Annotated in this window: 17 protein-coding genes; 8 read left to right on the top strand and 9 right to left on the bottom strand. The window is 59.6% G+C overall.

Features of this window, described 5'->3' with window-relative positions:
* Position 1: 1 nt before the first annotated feature.
* The 3 genes from AB4N48_RS00885 to AB4N48_RS00875 form a co-directional block, all read right to left on the bottom strand.
* Complete coding sequence (locus AB4N48_RS00885; protein ID WP_042610641.1) at positions 2-760, bottom strand: alpha/beta hydrolase family protein; 759 nt, start codon at positions 758-760, stop codon at positions 2-4.
* Positions 750-1,859 (bottom strand): DUF3182 family protein, encoded by a 1,110-nt coding sequence (locus tag AB4N48_RS00880; RefSeq protein WP_460094632.1) that lies wholly within the window; start codon positions 1,857-1,859, stop codon positions 750-752. The genes AB4N48_RS00885 and AB4N48_RS00880 overlap by 11 nt, the downstream gene beginning before the upstream one ends.
* A 279-nt stretch (positions 1,860-2,138) precedes the next feature.
* A complete protein-coding gene (locus AB4N48_RS00875; protein ID WP_252868370.1) occupies positions 2,139-3,140 on the bottom strand; it encodes a GlxA family transcriptional regulator in 1,002 nt (333 codons plus the stop codon).
* Positions 3,141-3,241: 101 nt separating this feature from the next.
* Here AB4N48_RS00875 and AB4N48_RS00870 point away from each other — a divergent pair, with 101 nt between their 5' ends.
* The 7 genes from AB4N48_RS00870 (at position 3,242) to AB4N48_RS00840 (ending at position 8,500) form a co-directional block, all read left to right on the top strand.
* Complete coding sequence (locus AB4N48_RS00870; protein ID WP_460094630.1) at positions 3,242-3,796, top strand: cysteine hydrolase family protein; 555 nt, start codon at positions 3,242-3,244, stop codon at positions 3,794-3,796.
* Positions 3,797-4,026: 230 nt separating this feature from the next.
* The gene (locus AB4N48_RS00865) at positions 4,027-4,608 is read left to right on the top strand and encodes a YjfI family protein (protein WP_225914461.1); all 582 of its coding nucleotides are present in this window, start codon (positions 4,027-4,029) and stop codon (positions 4,606-4,608) included.
* Between the two features lie 17 nt (positions 4,609-4,625).
* Positions 4,626-5,324 (top strand): PspA/IM30 family protein, encoded by a 699-nt coding sequence (locus AB4N48_RS00860; protein WP_041477670.1) that lies wholly within the window; start codon positions 4,626-4,628, stop codon positions 5,322-5,324.
* A 208-nt stretch (positions 5,325-5,532) separates the two neighbouring features.
* Positions 5,533-6,183, top strand: a complete 651-nt coding sequence (locus AB4N48_RS00855) for a DUF2491 family protein (protein WP_323621183.1) — start codon at positions 5,533-5,535, stop codon at positions 6,181-6,183.
* Between the two features lie 15 nt (positions 6,184-6,198).
* Complete coding sequence (locus AB4N48_RS00850) at positions 6,199-6,624, top strand: DUF350 domain-containing protein (RefSeq protein WP_310219977.1); 426 nt, start codon at positions 6,199-6,201, stop codon at positions 6,622-6,624.
* Between the two features lie 18 nt (positions 6,625-6,642).
* Entirely contained in the window at positions 6,643-7,341 is a 699-nt protein-coding gene (locus AB4N48_RS00845) for a DUF1190 domain-containing protein (RefSeq protein WP_056790788.1), read from the top strand.
* Position 7,342: 1 nt separating this feature from the next.
* The gene (locus AB4N48_RS00840; protein WP_252876986.1) at positions 7,343-8,500 is read left to right on the top strand and encodes a glutathionylspermidine synthase family protein; all 1,158 of its coding nucleotides are present in this window, start codon (positions 7,343-7,345) and stop codon (positions 8,498-8,500) included.
* A 198-nt stretch (positions 8,501-8,698) separates the two neighbouring features.
* Here AB4N48_RS00840 and AB4N48_RS00835 read toward each other — a convergent pair whose 3' ends face one another.
* Together AB4N48_RS00835 and AB4N48_RS00830 are read right to left on the bottom strand one after the other, a co-directional pair.
* A complete protein-coding gene (locus tag AB4N48_RS00835) occupies positions 8,699-9,220 on the bottom strand; it encodes a single-stranded DNA-binding protein (protein ID WP_041477666.1) in 522 nt (173 codons plus the stop codon).
* A 9-nt stretch (positions 9,221-9,229) separates the two neighbouring features.
* A complete protein-coding gene (locus tag AB4N48_RS00830; protein WP_041477665.1) occupies positions 9,230-10,627 on the bottom strand; it encodes an MFS transporter in 1,398 nt (465 codons plus the stop codon).
* Positions 10,628-10,818: 191 nt separating this feature from the next.
* Here AB4N48_RS00830 and uvrA point away from each other — a divergent pair, with 191 nt between their 5' ends.
* A complete protein-coding gene (uvrA, locus tag AB4N48_RS00825; protein ID WP_041477664.1) occupies positions 10,819-13,653 on the top strand; it encodes an excinuclease ABC subunit UvrA in 2,835 nt (944 codons plus the stop codon).
* Between the two features lie 65 nt (positions 13,654-13,718).
* Here uvrA and bfr read toward each other — a convergent pair whose 3' ends face one another.
* From bfr to AB4N48_RS00805, 4 genes are all read right to left on the bottom strand, one after another.
* The gene (gene bfr / locus AB4N48_RS00820; RefSeq protein WP_016772947.1) at positions 13,719-14,186 is read right to left on the bottom strand and encodes a bacterioferritin; all 468 of its coding nucleotides are present in this window, start codon (positions 14,184-14,186) and stop codon (positions 13,719-13,721) included.
* A gap of 167 nt (positions 14,187-14,353) precedes the next feature.
* Positions 14,354-15,790: a catalase gene (locus AB4N48_RS00815; protein WP_024014520.1), complete on the bottom strand. Its 1,437-nt coding sequence runs from the start codon at positions 15,788-15,790 to the stop codon at positions 14,354-14,356.
* Between the two features lie 239 nt (positions 15,791-16,029).
* Positions 16,030-16,416 carry a 50S ribosomal protein L17 gene (gene rplQ / locus AB4N48_RS00810; RefSeq protein WP_003176402.1) on the bottom strand — a complete coding sequence of 129 codons (387 nt, stop codon included), beginning with the start codon at positions 16,414-16,416 and terminating at the stop codon, positions 16,030-16,032.
* 42 nt (positions 16,417-16,458) lie between these two features.
* The gene (locus AB4N48_RS00805) at positions 16,459-17,460 is read right to left on the bottom strand and encodes a DNA-directed RNA polymerase subunit alpha (RefSeq protein ID WP_016772946.1); all 1,002 of its coding nucleotides are present in this window, start codon (positions 17,458-17,460) and stop codon (positions 16,459-16,461) included.
* Positions 17,461-17,471: the final 11 nt, after the last annotated feature.

Raw genomic sequence — 17,471 nt, 5'->3', positions numbered from 1 at the left:
ATCATCTGGATTGGATAATGCTCAACCGCTCCCCCACCACCATCTCGGTAATCCAGTCCACCAGGATCGAGGTGTAGGCCTGCTGCGAAACCGGATCACTCAACGCGTGATCGGCGCCATCAATAATCCGATGGGTCAACGAGTGAGTCTGCTGACAGGCGGCGCGGTAACTCATGATCGTCGCGTGGGGCACGAAATCGTCGGTTTCCGATTCCACTAACAGCACGTCACCCGTGAATTGCGAGCAGGCATGCAGGGCGCGATTGCTGTCGGCGCGCACCAGCGTATTGCGATAATCGCGCAGGTCGGCCTTGTCCAGATCGCGCTTGGGCGTGTGCCATTGTTCATCCCGGTACAGCGCCGGCACGCGCAGCGCCAGCCAGCGCACCGGGCGCAGTGACGTCAGGATCGAGGCCAGATAACCGCCATAACTGGTGCCGACCACGGCGATCGCCGAAGTGTCGAGGGCCGGGTGCGCCAGCAGGCGATCGTAGGCCGCCAGCAAATCACGCAGATTGTCTTCACGGGTCACGCGGGTCAGCGGGATTCCGGTGCCGCCGGTGTGCCCGCGCAGGTCGAAAGTCAGGCACACACAACCCAGGCCGGCGATGCCTTTGGCCCGCTCCAGATCACGTTCCTGACTGCCCCCCCAACCGTGAACAAACAACACCCCCGGGACTTTCGATTTGGGACTGAGAAAAGTCCCGCTCATCTGTTCGTCATCAATGTCGATTTGAATGCTTTCGCTTCTAGCCGTCATAAGATTGGACCGTCACATATTTGAGAAGAAATGCGCTGTTTTCCGCCGGGCCGCGATAGACCTCGATGGCGTCCGCCGGCAGCGCCTGATCGGTATAGGTTTCCACCGACGACACGCGAATCGCGCGCATCTGTGGATCGTTGACGAAGCTCTGCAGCGCCGCCACTTCAGCGCTGCTGGCACCGCCCATGCGCCAGGATTGTTCGAGCACGCCGCTGCGCGGGTTGCCGCTGGCGTCGAGGCCTTGGGCGATATCGTAATTGCGCCGCGAGGCGAAGAAGTGCGGGTAGGCTTCGTTGGCGGCGCTGTCGAAGACCTGTGCCTGTTCGATGGCCAGACGCACATCATCAGGCAGATCCAGCGCGAGCAATTGATCATAGCCGCCCTGCACCACCAGCAGATTCGAGCCGCCGTAGACCTCTTCGCCCTGACCGTCCTCAGTCAAGTATTGATCACCGCAGTAGCTCAACACTTTGCCGCCGATGAACGACTGGCCGACGCTGTGGGTGACGACGTTGCTCAAGTCCTGCTCCAGCACTACGCCGTCCTTGAACAGATTTTGCGCCTCGGGCCGCGCGAGGATCTCATCGAACGCGTCGAGGCTTTTGATCACTTCCTGACCGCGACCGGCGCAAGCGTGAATCGGCTTCAAGCGAATCGGCCCGGCGTACAACAGATGCTCGGCGGCGGGCCGCGCATCTTCCAGGGCGAATACGCTGAGACCGTCGAGCACAACGTTGCGCACCCGCTCCGAAAACAGCGGCGACCAGCCCTGCGGCGCGTGCGCCAGATGACTGCGCAAACCGTGGCTGATGGCTTTGGTGCAGATGAAATCGTATTCGACGTAACCGCCCCACAAGTCATCGGGGCCTTTGATGCCGAGCGCTTGCGCGTGGGCGGCGCCGACGATGGTTTGCGTTGGCAGCAGATACAGCTCGCGGCCCCGATGTTTGGCCGGATCGTAACTGCCGCCGAATTTGCAGCCGAGAATCTGCGCCAACCAGCGCGCCAGAGCCTTGTTGGTCTCGACTTCATGTTGCGGCGCCTCGGCACGCACCGAATGGGCCACGACGATTTTGTTGCTGGGTGTCGGGGTCATGCGTTCCCCTTTTATCAGTCGATGGGTTCTCAAAGGAAATTGCAGAGATCAGGCCAATCAGCGATCCCCACGAACCGCCCGATAATCGGGAGCTTGCCGTGACTGTGCTGGCATCACGCCTGTTTCAAACTGCACGACAGCGCGCAAAACTCCGGCAAATTGCACGATCTCTCACCCTCGCCGCGATCATTGTGGGAGCGAGCCTGCTCGCGAAAGCGTAGTGTCAGCCGACTACAATTCTGTAGATCCAGCGCCTTCGCGAGCAGGCTCGCTCCCACATTAGTTCATCGTCGTTCTGGGAGCGGGATTCACACCAAACCGCCCCCGGTACTCACTCGGCCCAAGCCCGGTAATCTTCTTGAAGATCGCACGAAACGCCCCCGGATCCTGATAGCCGACAGTCCAGGCAATGTGGTCGATCGTGCCATTGGTGAACTCGAGCATTTCCCGCGCCTTGCCGACCCGCAAGTGCTGGCAATACTCGGTCGGTTTCAAGCCTGTCGCGGCGCGGAATCGGCGCAGGAAAGTACGCTCTTCAAGTCCCGCACGCTCGGCCATTGCCGTCAGCGAAACATCCGTCGCCCCGGTGCTTTGCAGCCAGTGCTGGACCTTGAGAATCGCCGCGTCGCCATGGCTGAGGATCGGTGCGAAATTGCTTCCGCATTCACTGGCGCTGTCGCTGTGTTCCATCACCAGAAAACGCGCGGTCGCGGTGGCGATGCTCGGGCCGAGCAAGCGATCGACCAGGCGCAACCCCAATTCCGACCAGGCCATCAGCCCGGCCGTGGTGATCAGGTCGCCGTCGTCGACAATCGGCGTGTCGGCCTTCAGCTTGATCTTCGGGTAACGCTCGGCGAAAGCCTGGGCCGAGGTCCAGTGGGTGGTGGCGCTGCGACCGTCGAGCAAGCCGCTTTCGGCGAGCATCAACGAGCCCACACAGACACCACCAAGCGTTGCGCCGCGCGCATGCTGATCGCGCAGCCATTGCGCAAGACTCACGGTCATCTGCGCCGCATCGAACCCGCCGAGGGACGGCGGAATCAGCACGGCGAGCAAACCGTCCTCGTCGCCCGGATGACTGTCATAGACCCGCGCCGGCAACTGCTCGCCATCGACCTGCCAGTGACTGACTCGCAGCACGGGCAATTGCACAGCCCGATACTCGGCAGCGATGCGATTGGCCACGGCGAACAGATCTGTCAGACCGTGCACCGCCGCCAGTTGCGCGCCGGGGTAAATCAGCACGCCCAGTTCAGCGGTGGCGGCTCTTTGTGCAGCCATTGTCAGTTTTCCCCCGTCTATTGTCGGTGCGGCCAATCCTCGAATCCTCGGCCAGCGTCAATACTGAGGCCACACCCAATCACCGTCTCGAGGACAATCCCATGGCCAAGCAAGCGCTCATCGTAGTCGATATCCAGAACGACTACTTCCCCCAAGGCAAGTGGCCGCTGGTCGGCGCCGACGCCGCTGCCGATAACGCCGCACGGCTGATCGCAGCCTTCCGCGAAACGGGCGATCCGGTGGTGCACATTCGCCATGAATTCACCTCCGAAGACGCGCCGTTTTTCACTCCCGGCTCCGAAGGCGCGAAACTGCATCCGAAAGTGCTCAACCGCGCCGACGAGCCGGTGGTGCTCAAGCACTTCGTCAACTCGTTCCGCGAAACCGAACTGAAAGCGGTGCTCGACGAACACGGCATCACCGACCTGGTGGTGGTCGGCAGCATGAGCCATATGTGCGTCGATGGCATCACCCGCGCGGCGGCAGACATGGGTTACAGCGTGATCGTGATTCACGATGCCTGCGCCAGCCGTGATCTGGAATTCAATGGCCTGACGGTGCCGGCCGCCCATGTGCACGCAGCCTTCATGGCGGCGCTGGGTTTCGCCTATGCCAGCGTGGTATCCACTGAGCAGTTCCTGCACAGCAACGCCTAGCAACAACTGCTCAACCTACAGGCCCGCCATGTTGCGGGCCTTTTTACGTCTGTCATGAAAATCTCACGCGTGAGTCATTGATGGCACTTTGCATTGGTTGTAGTGTGGCCCACGCGTGAGACGCTCATAACCGGATTCCAGCCATGACAAGCCGCACTCCTACGCCTGCCGCAGCCAGCCCCAAGGGCGAGCGTGGCAAGACGTCAGCGAAAAAACCGTCGAGCTTCTACATGAAGCAGATGCGCGCAGGCCTGGCCGCCGCCGGTTATGTGAAACACGAAACTTGGGTGCTTCCGGAAAACCGAAGCTTGCTCAAGCAAATGGAGCAACAGCTACGCCAACCGATTCTGGCTGGCTCTTTCATGTCGGAGAAATACATGAGCGCAGGCAACAACTGGACCATCGACAGCCTCTTCAATGCCCTCAAGGCGCTGGACGAGGTGGCTTCCCAAGAGATTTCGCTGTCCCTGATCCAGAGCTCCGAGCCGAGCATCAAGCTGGAAATGAACGAATTCGGCGGCCTGCCGATTCACATCGCCCTGGCCGGCCAGCAGATCATCGTCGACACCGTGCTGGTGGACATCGATTCGATCAGCAACGTCCAGGCGTTCAACGATGCCGTGCTGCGCAGCCGCGAGATGTTCCCGCTGTCTTCGATCGGGATCGAATCGATGCCGAACGGGCAGACCGTCTACAACATGTTCGGCGCCCTCAGTGCTGATTCAAGCCTGACCAACGTCGTCACCGAGGTTAAAACCCTGGTCGACAACGTGCAGCGCGCCAGCGAAGCCTTCGAACACTTCTTCAAATAATCAACAGGGAATATCCAATGACTCAGTCCATCTGGAGCAAGTTGTTCACCGCACTGCGCGGCGGCGCCAATGAAGTCGGCGAAGCCATCGCCGACCAGCAGGCCCTGCGCATCCTCGATCAGGAAATCCGCGACGCGGACACCGCGCTGTCCAATGCCCGCCGCGAACTGGTAACGATCATGGCCAAGCACAAACTGGCCGCCGACCGCGTCAGCGAATACGACGCCAAGATCAAGGACCTCGAAGCCAAGGCTGTGGCCGCGTTGAATGCCGGCCGTGAAGACCTGGCGCTGGAAGTGGCCGAAGCGATTTCGACCCTGACCAACGACCTCGCTGCCGAGAAGAAACTCAGCGATGAATTCGGCGCCTACGCCGACAACATGCGCAAAGACATCAGCAAAGCCGAATCGCGGATCAAGAGCCTGCGCCAGCAAGTGGACATGGCCAAGGCCCGCGACAGCGTGCAGAAAGCCCAGGTCAGCGCCTCGATTGCCAGCGGCGGCGCCAACGGCAAACTGGAAACCGCGGTCGGCACCCTGAACCGCCTGCAAGCCAAGCAGCAGCAACGCGCTGCCGAGCTGAGCGCAGCGGACGAACTGGCCGACGCCTCTACCGGTAACGACCTGGAACGCAAACTGCGCGACGCCGGCATCACGCCGAACGAAGGCAGCGCCAATGCGATCCTTGAGCGCCTGAAGCAGAAGTCCGCGCAGTAATGACTGAACGGTAACTTGTGGGAGCGAGCCTGCTCGCGAAAGCGTCGTGACAGTCAAATAATCGAGTGACTGACACAACCCATTCGCGAGCAGGCTCGCTCCCACATGGTTTTGCGGCGTAATTGCCCCTGCTCGTTCACCGCTTCGCCCGTTACACTACCGCCACTTTTTCACCCGAACACCTCCACCCGCTTCAAGGAACGTACCCATGGGATGGTTTAAAGACTTGCTCGGCACCAGCAATTGGCAGACCGCTGCGCCAACGACCACCGCCGCCAGCGGTCCGCTGGGCATGGCACAAGGCAAAGGCGTGCGCTTCGACACGACCCTGGCGTTGCTGCTGGAAGGCTCGACTTCGGTGCGGGTGCCATTCGATCAAGCGGTGTGGAGCGCCGGCTGGGTCGATCTCGGCCAGTCCAACAAACTGCACCGCTATTACATGAACGACGAGGATTTCTGGGTGCAGATCCACGTCACCGGCGATGATCAGGTCGAGTCGGTCACCCTGTTCAATTACCTCAGCTACGTAACGGTCAACAGTGACGCCGAACTGCAGCGTCTGGCCGGCCCGAACAGCCTGATCGGTCTGCCGACCTACAACCACGACGGTGTTGAATACAGCCGTGAATGGGGCACCGAACTGCATCAGACTGAACTGGTGCCAATGACCGAACACGTGGTCAATCCGGACGAGTCCTACACCATCAAGCACCACGCCATGCTGTATGCCCGCGACACCGGCCTGACCGATCGCCGCGAACTGCTGCTGTTCTCCGTCGAACAGGACGAAGAAGGCACCGTCAGCCTGAGCACTTCGCTGGGCATCTCGCTGTACACGACTGATTTGAGCGCCATTTAAAAAAGGAAGTTTTTCATGCTGGAAGTCTTGGCCGTTTCTCTGAACAAAACCGCGCTGGTCGGTTTTGTCGTCTACCTGATCGGCGCCGTGTTGCTGTTCATGCTGTTTCAATTCGTCTACACGCGCATCACCGCGCACAAGGAATTCGAGCTGATCCGCGCCGGCAACACTGCCGCCGCCATTGCCCTGTCCGGGGCAATCATCGGTTTCGCGATTCCGGCGAGCAACGTGATCGCCTACTCGGTCAACGTGCTCGACTTCGTCCTCTGGGCGGTCATCGCCGCCGTCGTGCAGCTGTTGGCGTTCGTTATGACCGGGCTGGTGCTCAAGGGCACGTCCCAGCGCATCGCCAACGGTGAAGTCGCGGCCGGCATTTATGTCGCCGCCGTGGCGATCAGCGTCGGCATGCTCAATGCCGCGTGCATGACCCCGTCCCACTGACCGGCAGGAAGCCTCTCGATGAAACGCAGCAAATACGTGCAATTGTCCCTCGCCGCATCGGTGGCGATGGCGATTTCCGGTGAAGCAGCGGCGCTGGATCAGCCGCGCAACTTCCAGAGCGTTGAACAGTGTGTCGACGCCGAATTGGCCGCCGATCTCTGCTCCAGCGCCTACGTCGCCGCCCTGAACGAACACCGGCGCATCGCCCCGGCCTACAACGACAAGGCCAAGTGCGACGCAGACTTTGCCGCTGGCTGGTGTCAGAAAAATTCCGATGGCCGTTTCGTGCCGAAACTCGGCGGCTTCAAAGTGCCGGGCAATGCCGAGACGCCGCAGGATCTCGATGCCATCGCCAATTCGCAAATGCCGGCGGGAGACACCACCAGCAGCAGTGCCAGCCACGGCGGCTCGCACTATTCCGGTGGCTCAGGTGGCGGCGGCAATGGCTGGCTGACCGGCTGGCTGATCGGCAACGCAATGAGCAACAACGCCGAACGCACCGTTTACCGTGATCGCGAAACGCGCCAGCCGTACAACACCTCAACGCAGTACCGCCGAGCTGACACAACCTCGCGCAGCCAGTCGGATTACGAGAGCAGCAAGAGCAAACCGGTGAACGTTGCGTCGTCGACTTCGCGCGGCGGCTTCGGCAGCCAGTCCAGCGCCCGCAGCGGTTGGGGTGGCTGGGGCAGCAGTTCCGGACGCTCGAGCAGCTGACATGAAAAAGATCCACTGCGCCGAGCGCCCCGACTGGAAACACACCGCTGAAAGCCTCGGTTTCCTGTTCCACACCATCGACGACGAACCGTACTGGGACGAAAGCGCCTACTACCAGTTCAGCCTCGCGCAGATCGAAAACGATCTGGAAGACCCGACCACCGAACTGCATGAGATGTGCATGGACCTGGTGGATCGCGTCGTCAACAGCGAGGAGTTGCTCGATCGCCTGAGTATCCCGGCGGCGTACTACGACATGATCCGCACCTCCTGGCGCGAGGGTCATCCGCATCTGTACGGTCGCATGGACTTTTCCTACAGCGGCAACGGGCCGGCGAAACTGCTGGAGCTCAACTACGACACGCCGACCAGCCTCTATGAAGCGGCAGCCTTTCAATGGGGCTGGCTGGAACAGTGCATCGAGCGTGGCACGCTGCCGCCGCATGCCGACCAGTTCAACAGCATCGACACCAAGCTGCATCAGGCCTTCGCCGAGTTGCAGTTGAAGCGGCCGTTCTACTTTGCGTCGATGAAGGATTCGGTCGAGGACAAAGGCACCACCGATTACCTGCGGCTGATCGCGGAAAAGGTCGGCATCGAATCACGCCACATCGATATCGAAGACATTGGCCTGACGGCTGAAGGTCGTTTCGTCGATCTGCAGGATCGCTGGATCCCGCACCTGTTCAAGCTGCACGCCTGGGAATTCATCTTCCACGAGCCGTTCGGCGCAGCGATCGCCGAATGCGATACGCAGTTTTTCGAACCGGCGTGGAAGGCGATTCTGTCGAACAAAGGTGCCCTGCCGCTGCTGTGGGAATTGCACAAGGGCCATCCGAATCTGCTCGCTGCGCACCTTGATCCGAATCCGCAGAGTGCGGTGCCGAAGGGCTGGGTGCGCAAGCCGTACTTTTCCCGCGAAGGCGCCAACATCGAGCTGCAAACGACGGAAGGTCTGATCGTCAAAGAGGACGGGCCTTACACCGATGCGCCGTTCATCCTGCAGGAGTTCGCACCGCTGCCGAAGTTTGGCGACAGCTACACGCTGATTGGCTCGTGGGTGATTGGCGATGAGGCAGCGGGGATTGGTGTGCGTGAAGACAATAGTCTGATCACCAAGGATTCAAGTCGATTTTTGCCGCACCTGATCCTCGACTGAAACAATTCCTCATGTAGGAGCTGACGAGTGCAACGAGGCTGCGATCTTTTGATCTTCAGAAGCAACGTCAAAAGATCGCAGCCTCGTTGCACTCGTCAGCTCCTACAGGTGATAGGGGTCGCGCTGAAATAGCCTCACAAAAAAGGCCCGTCGTTTAAGCGACGGGCCTTTTTCATTCAAGACGGTTACAGCGGCAAATCAGAACGGAATATCGTCATCGAAGCTGTCGAAATCCGGAGCCGGTTGCGGTGCGGCCTGCTGCGGTGCTTGCGGAGCCGAACGCTGCTGTGGAGCCGACTGCTGCGGGCGCGGTGCCTGCTGACGTGGCGCCTGCTGCTGGTAGTTGTTGCCGCCGCCTTGCTGGTCGCCCTGTTGTGGACGGCCGCCGAGCAGTTGCATGGTGCCTTGCATGTCGACCACGATTTCAGTGGTGTAACGCTTGATGCCGTCCTTTTCCCACTCGCGGGTCTGCAGCTTGCCTTCGATGTAGACCTGCGAACCCTTGCGCAGGTATTCACCGGCGATCTCGGCAACCTTGCCGAACATCGACACACGGTGCCACTCGGTTTTCTCGACCTTCTGACCGGTCTGCTTGTCGGTCCATTGTTCGCTGGTGGCCAGACTCAGGTTGGTCACGGCATTACCGTTAGGCAGGTAGCGAACTTCGGGATCCTGGCCGCAAGTGCCGACCAATATGACTTTGTTAACCCCACGGGCCATAACGTTCTCCTAAGCGTCGCACGCAGCCCCGGCCGGGTTGTTGACCAGGCGTTCGAGGGTGGTGCGATCCACTAATTCTTTGTCCAGTTTGATGTAAACAGCCGCCTCTTCGGCGACTATCACTGCATCTGTTACCCCTACCAGGGCCTTGAGGCGCTCGACCAGACCCGCTTCGCGGATCGCTTCGGGCGACAACGGCAAGCGCAGGCTCGTCACGTAGGGAGGTTCGCGCATGGTAACAGCAAAGGCCAGCCAAAGTGCAGCCAGCGCGGCGCATCCGAGGAACACAACCGACAGACCGCCATGCTGGAACAACCAGCCGCCGAGTATCCCGCCGAGTGCCGAACCGAGGAACTGGCTGGTGGAGTACACGCCCATGGCCGTGCCCTTGCCGCCTGCCGGTGAAACCTTGCTGATCAGCGACGGCAACGATGCCTCGAGCAGATTGAACGCGGTGAAAAACACCACCGTACCGATCACCAGAGCACGCAGGCTGTCGCCGAACTGCCAGAAGAATAGTTCAGTCAGCATCAATGTCATGACGGCGCCGAGCAAAACTCGTTTCATTTTGCGTTTCTTCTCGCCGTAGATAATGAACGGGATCATGGCGAAGAACGAAATCAGCAGCGCGGTGAGGTAGACCCACCAGTGCTGTTCCTTGGGCAAACCGGCTTTTTCCACCAGTGCCAGCGGCAAGGCCACGAAGCTCGACATCAACATGGCATGTAACACAAAGATGCCCAGATCCAGGCGAAGCAGGTCCGGGTGCTTGAGCGTCGGCATCAGCGCCTGCCGGGCCACCCCGGATTCCCGGTGCTGCAACGGCCCGGTGGACTGCGGCACCATGAACATGATGATCAGGATGCCGACCAGCGCCATGGCGCCAGTGGCGAGGAACAGCCCGGACAGCCCGAACGCACTGGTCAGTAACGGCCCGACCACCATGGCCACGGCAAACGACAGGCCGATGGTCATGCCGATCATCGCCATGGCTTTGGTGCGATGCTGCTCGCGGGTCAGGTCGGAAAGCAGCGCCATCACCGCTGCAGAAATCGCCCCGGCGCCCTGCAGGATTCGCCCGGCGATCACGCCCCAGATCGAATCGGCCTGGGAAGCCAGAACACTGCCGAGAGCGAAGACGATCAGGCCGAGGTAGATCACCGGCCGGCGACCGATGCGGTCGGAAATGATCCCGAACGGAATCTGGAAAATTGCCTGGGTCAGACCGTAAGCGCCAATCGCCAGCCCGATCAGGGCCGGGGTCGCTCCCGCCAGATCCATGCCATAGGTCGCCAGCACCGGCAACACCATGAACATGCCAAGCATACGGAAGGCGAACACCAGGGCCAGACCGCTCGCCGCGCGGGTCTCGCTGCCACTCATGCGTTCGCTGTGGGGATCGTGCATGGAAAAACCTCGTGTGAACCGGCGGCGATTCTACCAGTCCCATCGGAAGACGGGGTATATCGCGACGCTATGACGCGTATAGATGAAACTCTCTTCATGAACGGCAAAACGCCCTTCGTTTGATAGTGTGCATCCATCCAGTATTTGCCCGTATACTCCTACGTTTTCGACGCCCGCCAAGCGAGGCCACTTTGGACAAGATCCTGATACGTGGGGCCCGTACCCACAACCTGAAGAACATCGACCTGACCCTGCCACGGGACAAGCTGATCGTCATCACCGGCCTGTCCGGATCCGGCAAGTCGTCCCTGGCGTTCGACACGCTGTATGCCGAAGGTCAGCGCCGCTATGTCGAATCGCTGTCGGCCTATGCCCGGCAGTTCCTGTCGATGATGGAAAAACCCGACGTCGACACCATCGAAGGCCTGTCGCCGGCGATCTCCATCGAACAGAAGTCGACCTCGCACAACCCGCGTTCGACGGTCGGCACCATCACCGAAATCTACGACTACCTGCGCTTGCTCTATGCCCGCGTGGGTACGCCGCGTTGCCCGGATCACGACATTCCACTGGAGGCGCAGACCGTCAGCCAGATGGTCGATCTGGTGCTGGCGCAGCCGGAAGGCAGCAAACTGATGTTGCTGGCACCGGTGATCCGCGAACGCAAAGGCGAACACCTGTCGGTCTTCGAAGAATTGCGTGCGCAGGGTTTCGTCCGCGCCCGGGTCAACGGACGCATTTGCGAGCTCGACGAGCTGCCGAAGCTGGATAAACAGAAGAAGCATTCGATCGATGTGATCGTTGACCGCTTCAAGGTCCGCGCCGATCTGCAGCAGCGCCTCGCCGAGTCTTTCGAGACTGCGCTGAAACTCGCCGACGGCATTGCCCTGGTCGCGCCGATGGACGACGAGCCCGGCGAAGAAATGATCTTCTCCGCACGCTTCGCCTGCCCGATCTGCGGCCATGCGATCAGCGAGCTGGAACCCAAGCTGTTTTCCTTCAACAACCCGGCCGGCGCCTGCCCGACCTGTGATGGCCTGGGTGTGAAGCAGTTCTTCGACATCAAGCGTCTGGTCAATGGCGAGCTGACCCTGGCCGAGGGCGCGATCCGTGGCTGGGACCGGCGCAACGTCTATTACTTCCAGATGCTTGGCTCACTCGCCTCGCACTACAAGTTCAGCCTGGACAAGCCCTTCAACGAGCTGAGCGCCGAGCAGCAGAAGTTCATCCTGCATGGCAGCGGCTCGCAGAACGTCGACTTCAAATACCTGAACGACCGTGGCGACATCGTCAAACGCTCGCACCCGTTCGAAGGCATCGTGCCGAATCTTGAGCGTCGCTATCGCGAAACCGAATCGGCGAGCGTGCGCGAAGAGCTGGCCAAATTCCTCAGCCATCAGGCCTGCCCGGATTGCCGTGGCACGCGTCTGCGCCGTGAAGCGCGGCACGTCTGGGTCGGCGAGAAAACCTTGCCGGCAGTGACCAATCTGCCGATCGGCGATGCCTGCGAATATTTCGGCGCGCTGAAGATGACCGGTCGCCGCGGCGAGATCGCCGACAAGATCCTCAAGGAAATCCGCGAGCGCCTGCAATTCCTGGTCAACGTCGGCCTCGACTATCTGTCGCTGGATCGCAGTGCCGACACATTGTCCGGTGGCGAGGCGCAACGGATTCGTCTGGCCAGCCAGATTGGCGCCGGTCTGGTCGGCGTTCTGTATATCCTCGATGAACCATCCATTGGTCTGCATCAGCGCGACAACGACCGGCTGCTCGGTACGCTCAAGCATTTGCGCGATATCGGCAACACGGTGATCGTGGTCGAGCATGATGAAGACGCGATTCGTTTGGCTGACTATGTCGTCGATATCGGCCCGGGCGCCGGTGTGCACGGCGGGCAGATCGTTGCCGAGGGTACGCCGGACGAAGTCATGGCACACCCGGATTCGCTGACCGGCAAATACCTGTCCGGCCGGGTGAAGATCGAAGTGCCGGCCAAACGCACGCCGCGCAACAAGAAGCTCAACCTGTCGCTCAAGGGTGCGCGCGGCAACAATCTGCGCAATGTCGATCTGGACATCCCGATCGGCTTGCTGACGTGCGTGACTGGCGTATCCGGTTCGGGCAAATCGACACTGATCAACAACACGCTGTTCCCGCTGAGCGCCACGGCGCTCAATGGTGCGACCACGCTGGAAGCGGCTGCGCATGACAGCATCAAAGGTCTGGAACATCTCGACAAAGTCGTCGACATCGACCAGAGCCCGATCGGTCGTACGCCGCGTTCCAACCCCGCGACCTATACCGGGCTATTCACGCCGATCCGCGAACTGTTTGCCGGCGTGCCCGAGTCGCGCTCCCGGGGTTACGGCCCGGGGCGTTTCTCGTTCAACGTCAAGGGCGGTCGCTGCGAAGCGTGCCAGGGCGACGGCCTGATCAAGGTGGAAATGCACTTTCTGCCGGACATCTACGTGCCCTGCGATGTGTGCAAGAGCAAGCGCTACAACCGCGAAACCCTTGAGATCAAATACAAGGGCAAGAGCATCCACGAAACCCTCGAAATGACCATCGAGGAAGCTCGGGAGTTCTTCGATGCAGTGCCGGCACTGGCGCGCAAGCTGCAAACGCTGATGGATGTCGGCCTGTCCTACATCAAGCTCGGGCAGTCGGCAACGACCCTGTCCGGCGGTGAAGCACAGCGGGTCAAGTTGTCGCGCGAGCTGTCCAAACGCGATACCGGCAAGACCCTGTACATCCTCGACGAGCCAACCACCGGTCTGCACTTCGCCGATATCCAGCAATTGCTCGACGTCCTCCATCGCCTGCGCGACCACGGCAACACCGTGGTGGTGATCGAGCATAACCTCGATGTGATCAAGACCGCTGACTGGCTGGTGGACCTCGGTCCTGAAGGCGGTTCCAAGGGCGGGCAGATCATTGCCACCGGTACGCCGGAGGAAGTCGCCGAGATGAAGCAATCTCACACCGGCCATTACCTCAAGCCACTGCTGATCCGCGATCGGGCTTAACTGCCAGGCATGAAAAAGCCCCTGTCACCGTTGAGGTGCCAGGGGCTTTTTTGTAGCTGGTGCAATCAGGACGCGTGGGATTGCAGGTAGTTCTCGAGACCGATCAGCTTGATCAGGCCCAACTGCTTTTCCAGCCAGTAGGTGTGATCTTCTTCGGTGTCGTTGAGCTGAACCCGCAGAATTTCGCGACTGACGTAGTCCTTGTGTTGCTCGCAAAGTTCGATGCCTTTGCACAGCGCAGCGCGGACTTTGTACTCGAGGCGCAGATCAGCTTCGAGCATCGTAGGCACGGTGGTGCCGACATCCAGATCATCCGGACGCATGCGCGGCGTGCCTTCGAGCATCAGAATCCGCCGCATCAATGCATCGGCGTGGCCGGCCTCTTCTTCCATCTCGTGGTTGATGCGCTCGTAGAGCTTGGTAAACCCCCAGTCCTCATACATCCGCGAATGAACGAAATATTGGTCACGCGCGGCCAGCTCGCCGGTCAGCAACGTATTGAGGTAATCGATTACATCTGGGTGGCCTTGCATCGCCCTACATCTCCCTTCCTGAAAGTCTGTAGTTTGAACCAACCTGACTGGAAGGTCACTCACCGCACGCAATAAAAGCGAAGATATTCTGAGAAAAGCAGGCCAAATAACGCAAAAACCGCCCAAATGAGGGCGGTTCTGCTTCTCGTTTAGACTACGTTAAGCTGTCAGTTGAGCAGCTTTGCGATTGCTTCTCCATACGCCGGATCGGCTTTGTAGAAATGCTGCAACTGACGATCGACGACGTCGCTGGAAACACCCGCCATCGCACCGGCAATGTTGCTGACCAGCAATGCTTTCTGCTCGTCGCTCATCAAGCGGAACAAGGCACCGGCATGGCTGTAGTAGTCGGTGTCTTCGCGGTGATCATAGCGATCAGCGGCACCGCTCAAGGCCAGCGCTGGCTCCGCGTAATGCGGCGCTTGCTTCGGCGATTCAACGTAGCTGTTCGGTTCATAGTTCGGCGCCGCGCCGCCATTGCTGCCGAACGCCATAGAGCCGTCACGCTGATAAGTATTCACCGGGCTGCGCGGAGCGTTCACCGGCAATTGCTGGTGGTTGGTGCCCACACGGTAGCGGTGCGCGTCAGCGTAGGCGAATACGCGACCTTGCAGCATGCGGTCTGGCGACAGCCCCACGCCTGGCACCATGTTGCTCGGGCCAAACGCAGCCTGCTCGACTTCAGCGAAGTAGTTAAGCGGGTTGCGGTTCAATTCCAGCTCACCAACTTCGATCAACGGAAACTCTTTCTGCGACCAGGTCTTGGTCACATCAAACGGATTCTCATAATGAGCCGCCGCCTGCGCTTCGGTCATGATCTGAATGCACACGCGCCATTTCGGGAATTCACCACGCTCGATGGCCTCGAACAGGTCGCGCTGCGCATAGTCCGGGTCGGTACCGGCCAAACGGGCGGCCTCGGCTGGTGCCAGATTCTTGATACCTTGCTGAGTCTTGTAGTGCCACTTCACCCAGTGCCGCTCGCCTTTGGCGTTGATCAGGCTATAAGTGTGGCTGCCGAAGCCATGCATATGGCGATAGCCGTCAGGGATGCCACGATCAGAAAACAGGATAGTGACCTGGTGCAGCGCCTCAGGCGAATGCGACCAGAAATCCCACATCATCTGCGCGCTTTTCAGGTTGCTTTGCGGCAGACGCTTTTGCGTGTGGATAAAGTCAGGAAACTTCAGCGGATCACGGATGAAGAACACTGGCGTGTTGTTGCCAACGATGTCCCAGTTGCCTTCCTCGGTGTAGAACTTCAAGGCGAAGCCGCGCGGATCGCGCTCAGTGTCGGCCGAACCACGCTCGCCACCTACGGTAGAAAAGCGCAGAAAGGTTGGCGTTTGTTTGCCTACCGATTCAAACAGCTTGGCACTGGTGTATTCCGTGATGTCACGGGTGACGGTGAACGTACCGTAAGCGCCCGAACCTTTAGCGTGGACACGGCGCTCGGGAATGTTTTCACGGTTGAAGTGCGCGAGTTTTTCGATGAGATGGAAATCGTCGAGAAGCAGCGGACCGCGTGGGCCGGCGGAACGGGAATTCTGGTTATCAGCGACTGGCGCGCCACTGGCGGTTGTAAGCGTCTTGGTCTGGCTCATGCGGTCTTCTTCCTCTGTCAGTCTTGAACTGCCGGCTAATGGGCTTGGCGGGAAGTATTGATCATCGACGTTACAGCTACAAATTCATTAACCTGCAAGCATCGATAGATAATTACTAATTATGTTTTCCCGGCACATAGTGGCAGTTCAACCATGTCAGAAACTTGTATGGACGGCGCATTTCTTACAGACACAAAAAACCGGGCACTAGGCCCGGTTTTTCGTTTCAGACTGACGTCTTACTCGGCGGATACAGCTTCGCCAGCAGTAGCACGATCAACCAACTCGACGTACGCCATAGGCGCGTTGTCGCCAGCGCGGAAACCGCACTTGAGGATGCGCAGGTAGCCACCCTCACGGGTAGCGTAACGCTTGCCCAGGTCGTTGAAGAGCTTACCAACGATAGCTTTCGAACGAGTACGGTCGAAAGCCAGACGGCGGTTAGCCAGGCTGTCTGTCTTGGCCAGAGTGATCAGCGGCTCGGCAACGCGGCGCAGTTCTTTGGCTTTTGGCAGAGTAGTTTTGATCAGCTCGTGCTCGAACAGCGACACCGCCATGTTTTGGAACATGGCCTTGCGGTGCGAGCTGGTGCGGCTCAGGTGACGACCACTTTTACGATGACGCATGGTTCATTCCTTACCAAACACTACGTTCGGTGATTACGACGATCAGGCAGTCGCCTTGTCGTCCTTCTTAAGACTTGCAGGCGGCCAGTTGTCGAGGCGCATGCCGAGGGACAGACCGCGGGAGGCCAGAACGTCCTTGATTTCAGTCAAGGATTTCTTGCCCAGGTTCGGAGTCTTCAACAGCTCTACTTCGGTACGCTGAATCAGGTCGCCGATGTAGTAGATGTTTTCCGCCTTAAGGCAGTTAGCCGAACGTACAGTCAGTTCCAGATCGTCAACCGGGCGAAGCAGGATCGGATCGATCTCATCTTCCTGCTCGACAACCAGCGGCTCACTTTCACCTTTGAGGTCGACGAACGCAGCCAGCTGCTGTTGCAGGATGGTTGCAGCGCGACGGATAGCCTCTTCAGGATCCAGGGTACCGTTGGTTTCCAGATCAATAACCAGCTTGTCCAGGTTGGTACGCTGTTCGACACGGGCGTTTTCCACCACGTAAGCGATACGGCGAACCGGGCTGAACGAAGAGTCGAGCTGCAAGCGACCGATGCTGCGGCTTTCGTCTTCATCGCTCTGACGCGAGTCGGCTGGTTCATAACCACGACCACGAGCTACGGTGAGCTTCATGTTCAGGGCGCCGTTAGACGCCAGGTTAGCGATTACGTGATCGGGATTAACGATCTCGACATCATGATCCAGCTGAATATCGGCAGCGGTAACCACCCCCGAACCCTTCTTCGACAAGGTCAGCGTAACTTCGTCACGACCGTGCAGCTTGATGGCCAGACCTTTAAGGTTCAACAGGATTTCAATTACGTCTTCCTGTACACCTTCGATGGCGCTGTACTCGTGGAGCACACCGTCAATCTCGGCCTCGACTACTGCGCAGCCGGGCATTGAGGACAACAGGATGCGGCGCAGCGCGTTGCCCAGGGTGTGGCCAAAACCACGCTCGAGAGGCTCGAGAGTGATCTTGGCGCGGGTTGGACTGACAACCTGCACATCAATGTGGCGGGGTGTCAGGAACTCATTTACCGAAATCTGCATGGATGCACCTA

This window comes from Pseudomonas sp. S2_C11, from assembly GCF_054668395.1.
Note: the sequence above shows the minus strand (reverse complement) of the source record. Positions and strands in the feature narration are given on the sequence as shown.

Bases quoted from the DNA above. Each gene is read 5' to 3' on its own strand.
- AB4N48_RS00885 (WP_042610641.1), bottom strand. From the start codon at position 760: ATGACGGCTAGAAGCGAAAGCATTCAAATCGACATTGATGACGAACAG.
- AB4N48_RS00880 (WP_460094632.1), bottom strand. From the start codon at position 1,859: ATGACCCCGACACCCAGCAACAAAATCGTCGTGGCCCATTCGGTGCGT.
- AB4N48_RS00875 (WP_252868370.1), bottom strand. From the start codon at position 3,140: ATGGCTGCACAAAGAGCCGCCACCGCTGAACTGGGCGTGCTGATTTAC.
- AB4N48_RS00870 (WP_460094630.1), top strand. From the start codon at position 3,242: ATGGCCAAGCAAGCGCTCATCGTAGTCGATATCCAGAACGACTACTTC.
- AB4N48_RS00865 (WP_225914461.1), top strand. From the start codon at position 4,027: ATGAAGCAGATGCGCGCAGGCCTGGCCGCCGCCGGTTATGTGAAACAC.
- AB4N48_RS00860 (WP_041477670.1), top strand. From the start codon at position 4,626: ATGACTCAGTCCATCTGGAGCAAGTTGTTCACCGCACTGCGCGGCGGC.
- AB4N48_RS00855 (WP_323621183.1), top strand. From the start codon at position 5,533: ATGGGATGGTTTAAAGACTTGCTCGGCACCAGCAATTGGCAGACCGCT.
- AB4N48_RS00850 (WP_310219977.1), top strand. From the start codon at position 6,199: ATGCTGGAAGTCTTGGCCGTTTCTCTGAACAAAACCGCGCTGGTCGGT.
- AB4N48_RS00845 (WP_056790788.1), top strand. From the start codon at position 6,643: ATGAAACGCAGCAAATACGTGCAATTGTCCCTCGCCGCATCGGTGGCG.
- AB4N48_RS00840 (WP_252876986.1), top strand. From the start codon at position 7,343: ATGAAAAAGATCCACTGCGCCGAGCGCCCCGACTGGAAACACACCGCT.
- AB4N48_RS00835 (WP_041477666.1), bottom strand. From the start codon at position 9,220: ATGGCCCGTGGGGTTAACAAAGTCATATTGGTCGGCACTTGCGGCCAG.
- AB4N48_RS00830 (WP_041477665.1), bottom strand. From the start codon at position 10,627: ATGCACGATCCCCACAGCGAACGCATGAGTGGCAGCGAGACCCGCGCG.
- bfr (WP_016772947.1), bottom strand. From the start codon at position 14,186: ATGCAAGGCCACCCAGATGTAATCGATTACCTCAATACGTTGCTGACC.
- AB4N48_RS00815 (WP_024014520.1), bottom strand. From the start codon at position 15,790: ATGAGCCAGACCAAGACGCTTACAACCGCCAGTGGCGCGCCAGTCGCT.
- rplQ (WP_003176402.1), bottom strand. From the start codon at position 16,416: ATGCGTCATCGTAAAAGTGGTCGTCACCTGAGCCGCACCAGCTCGCAC.
- AB4N48_RS00805 (WP_016772946.1), bottom strand. From the start codon at position 17,460: ATGCAGATTTCGGTAAATGAGTTCCTGACACCCCGCCACATTGATGTG.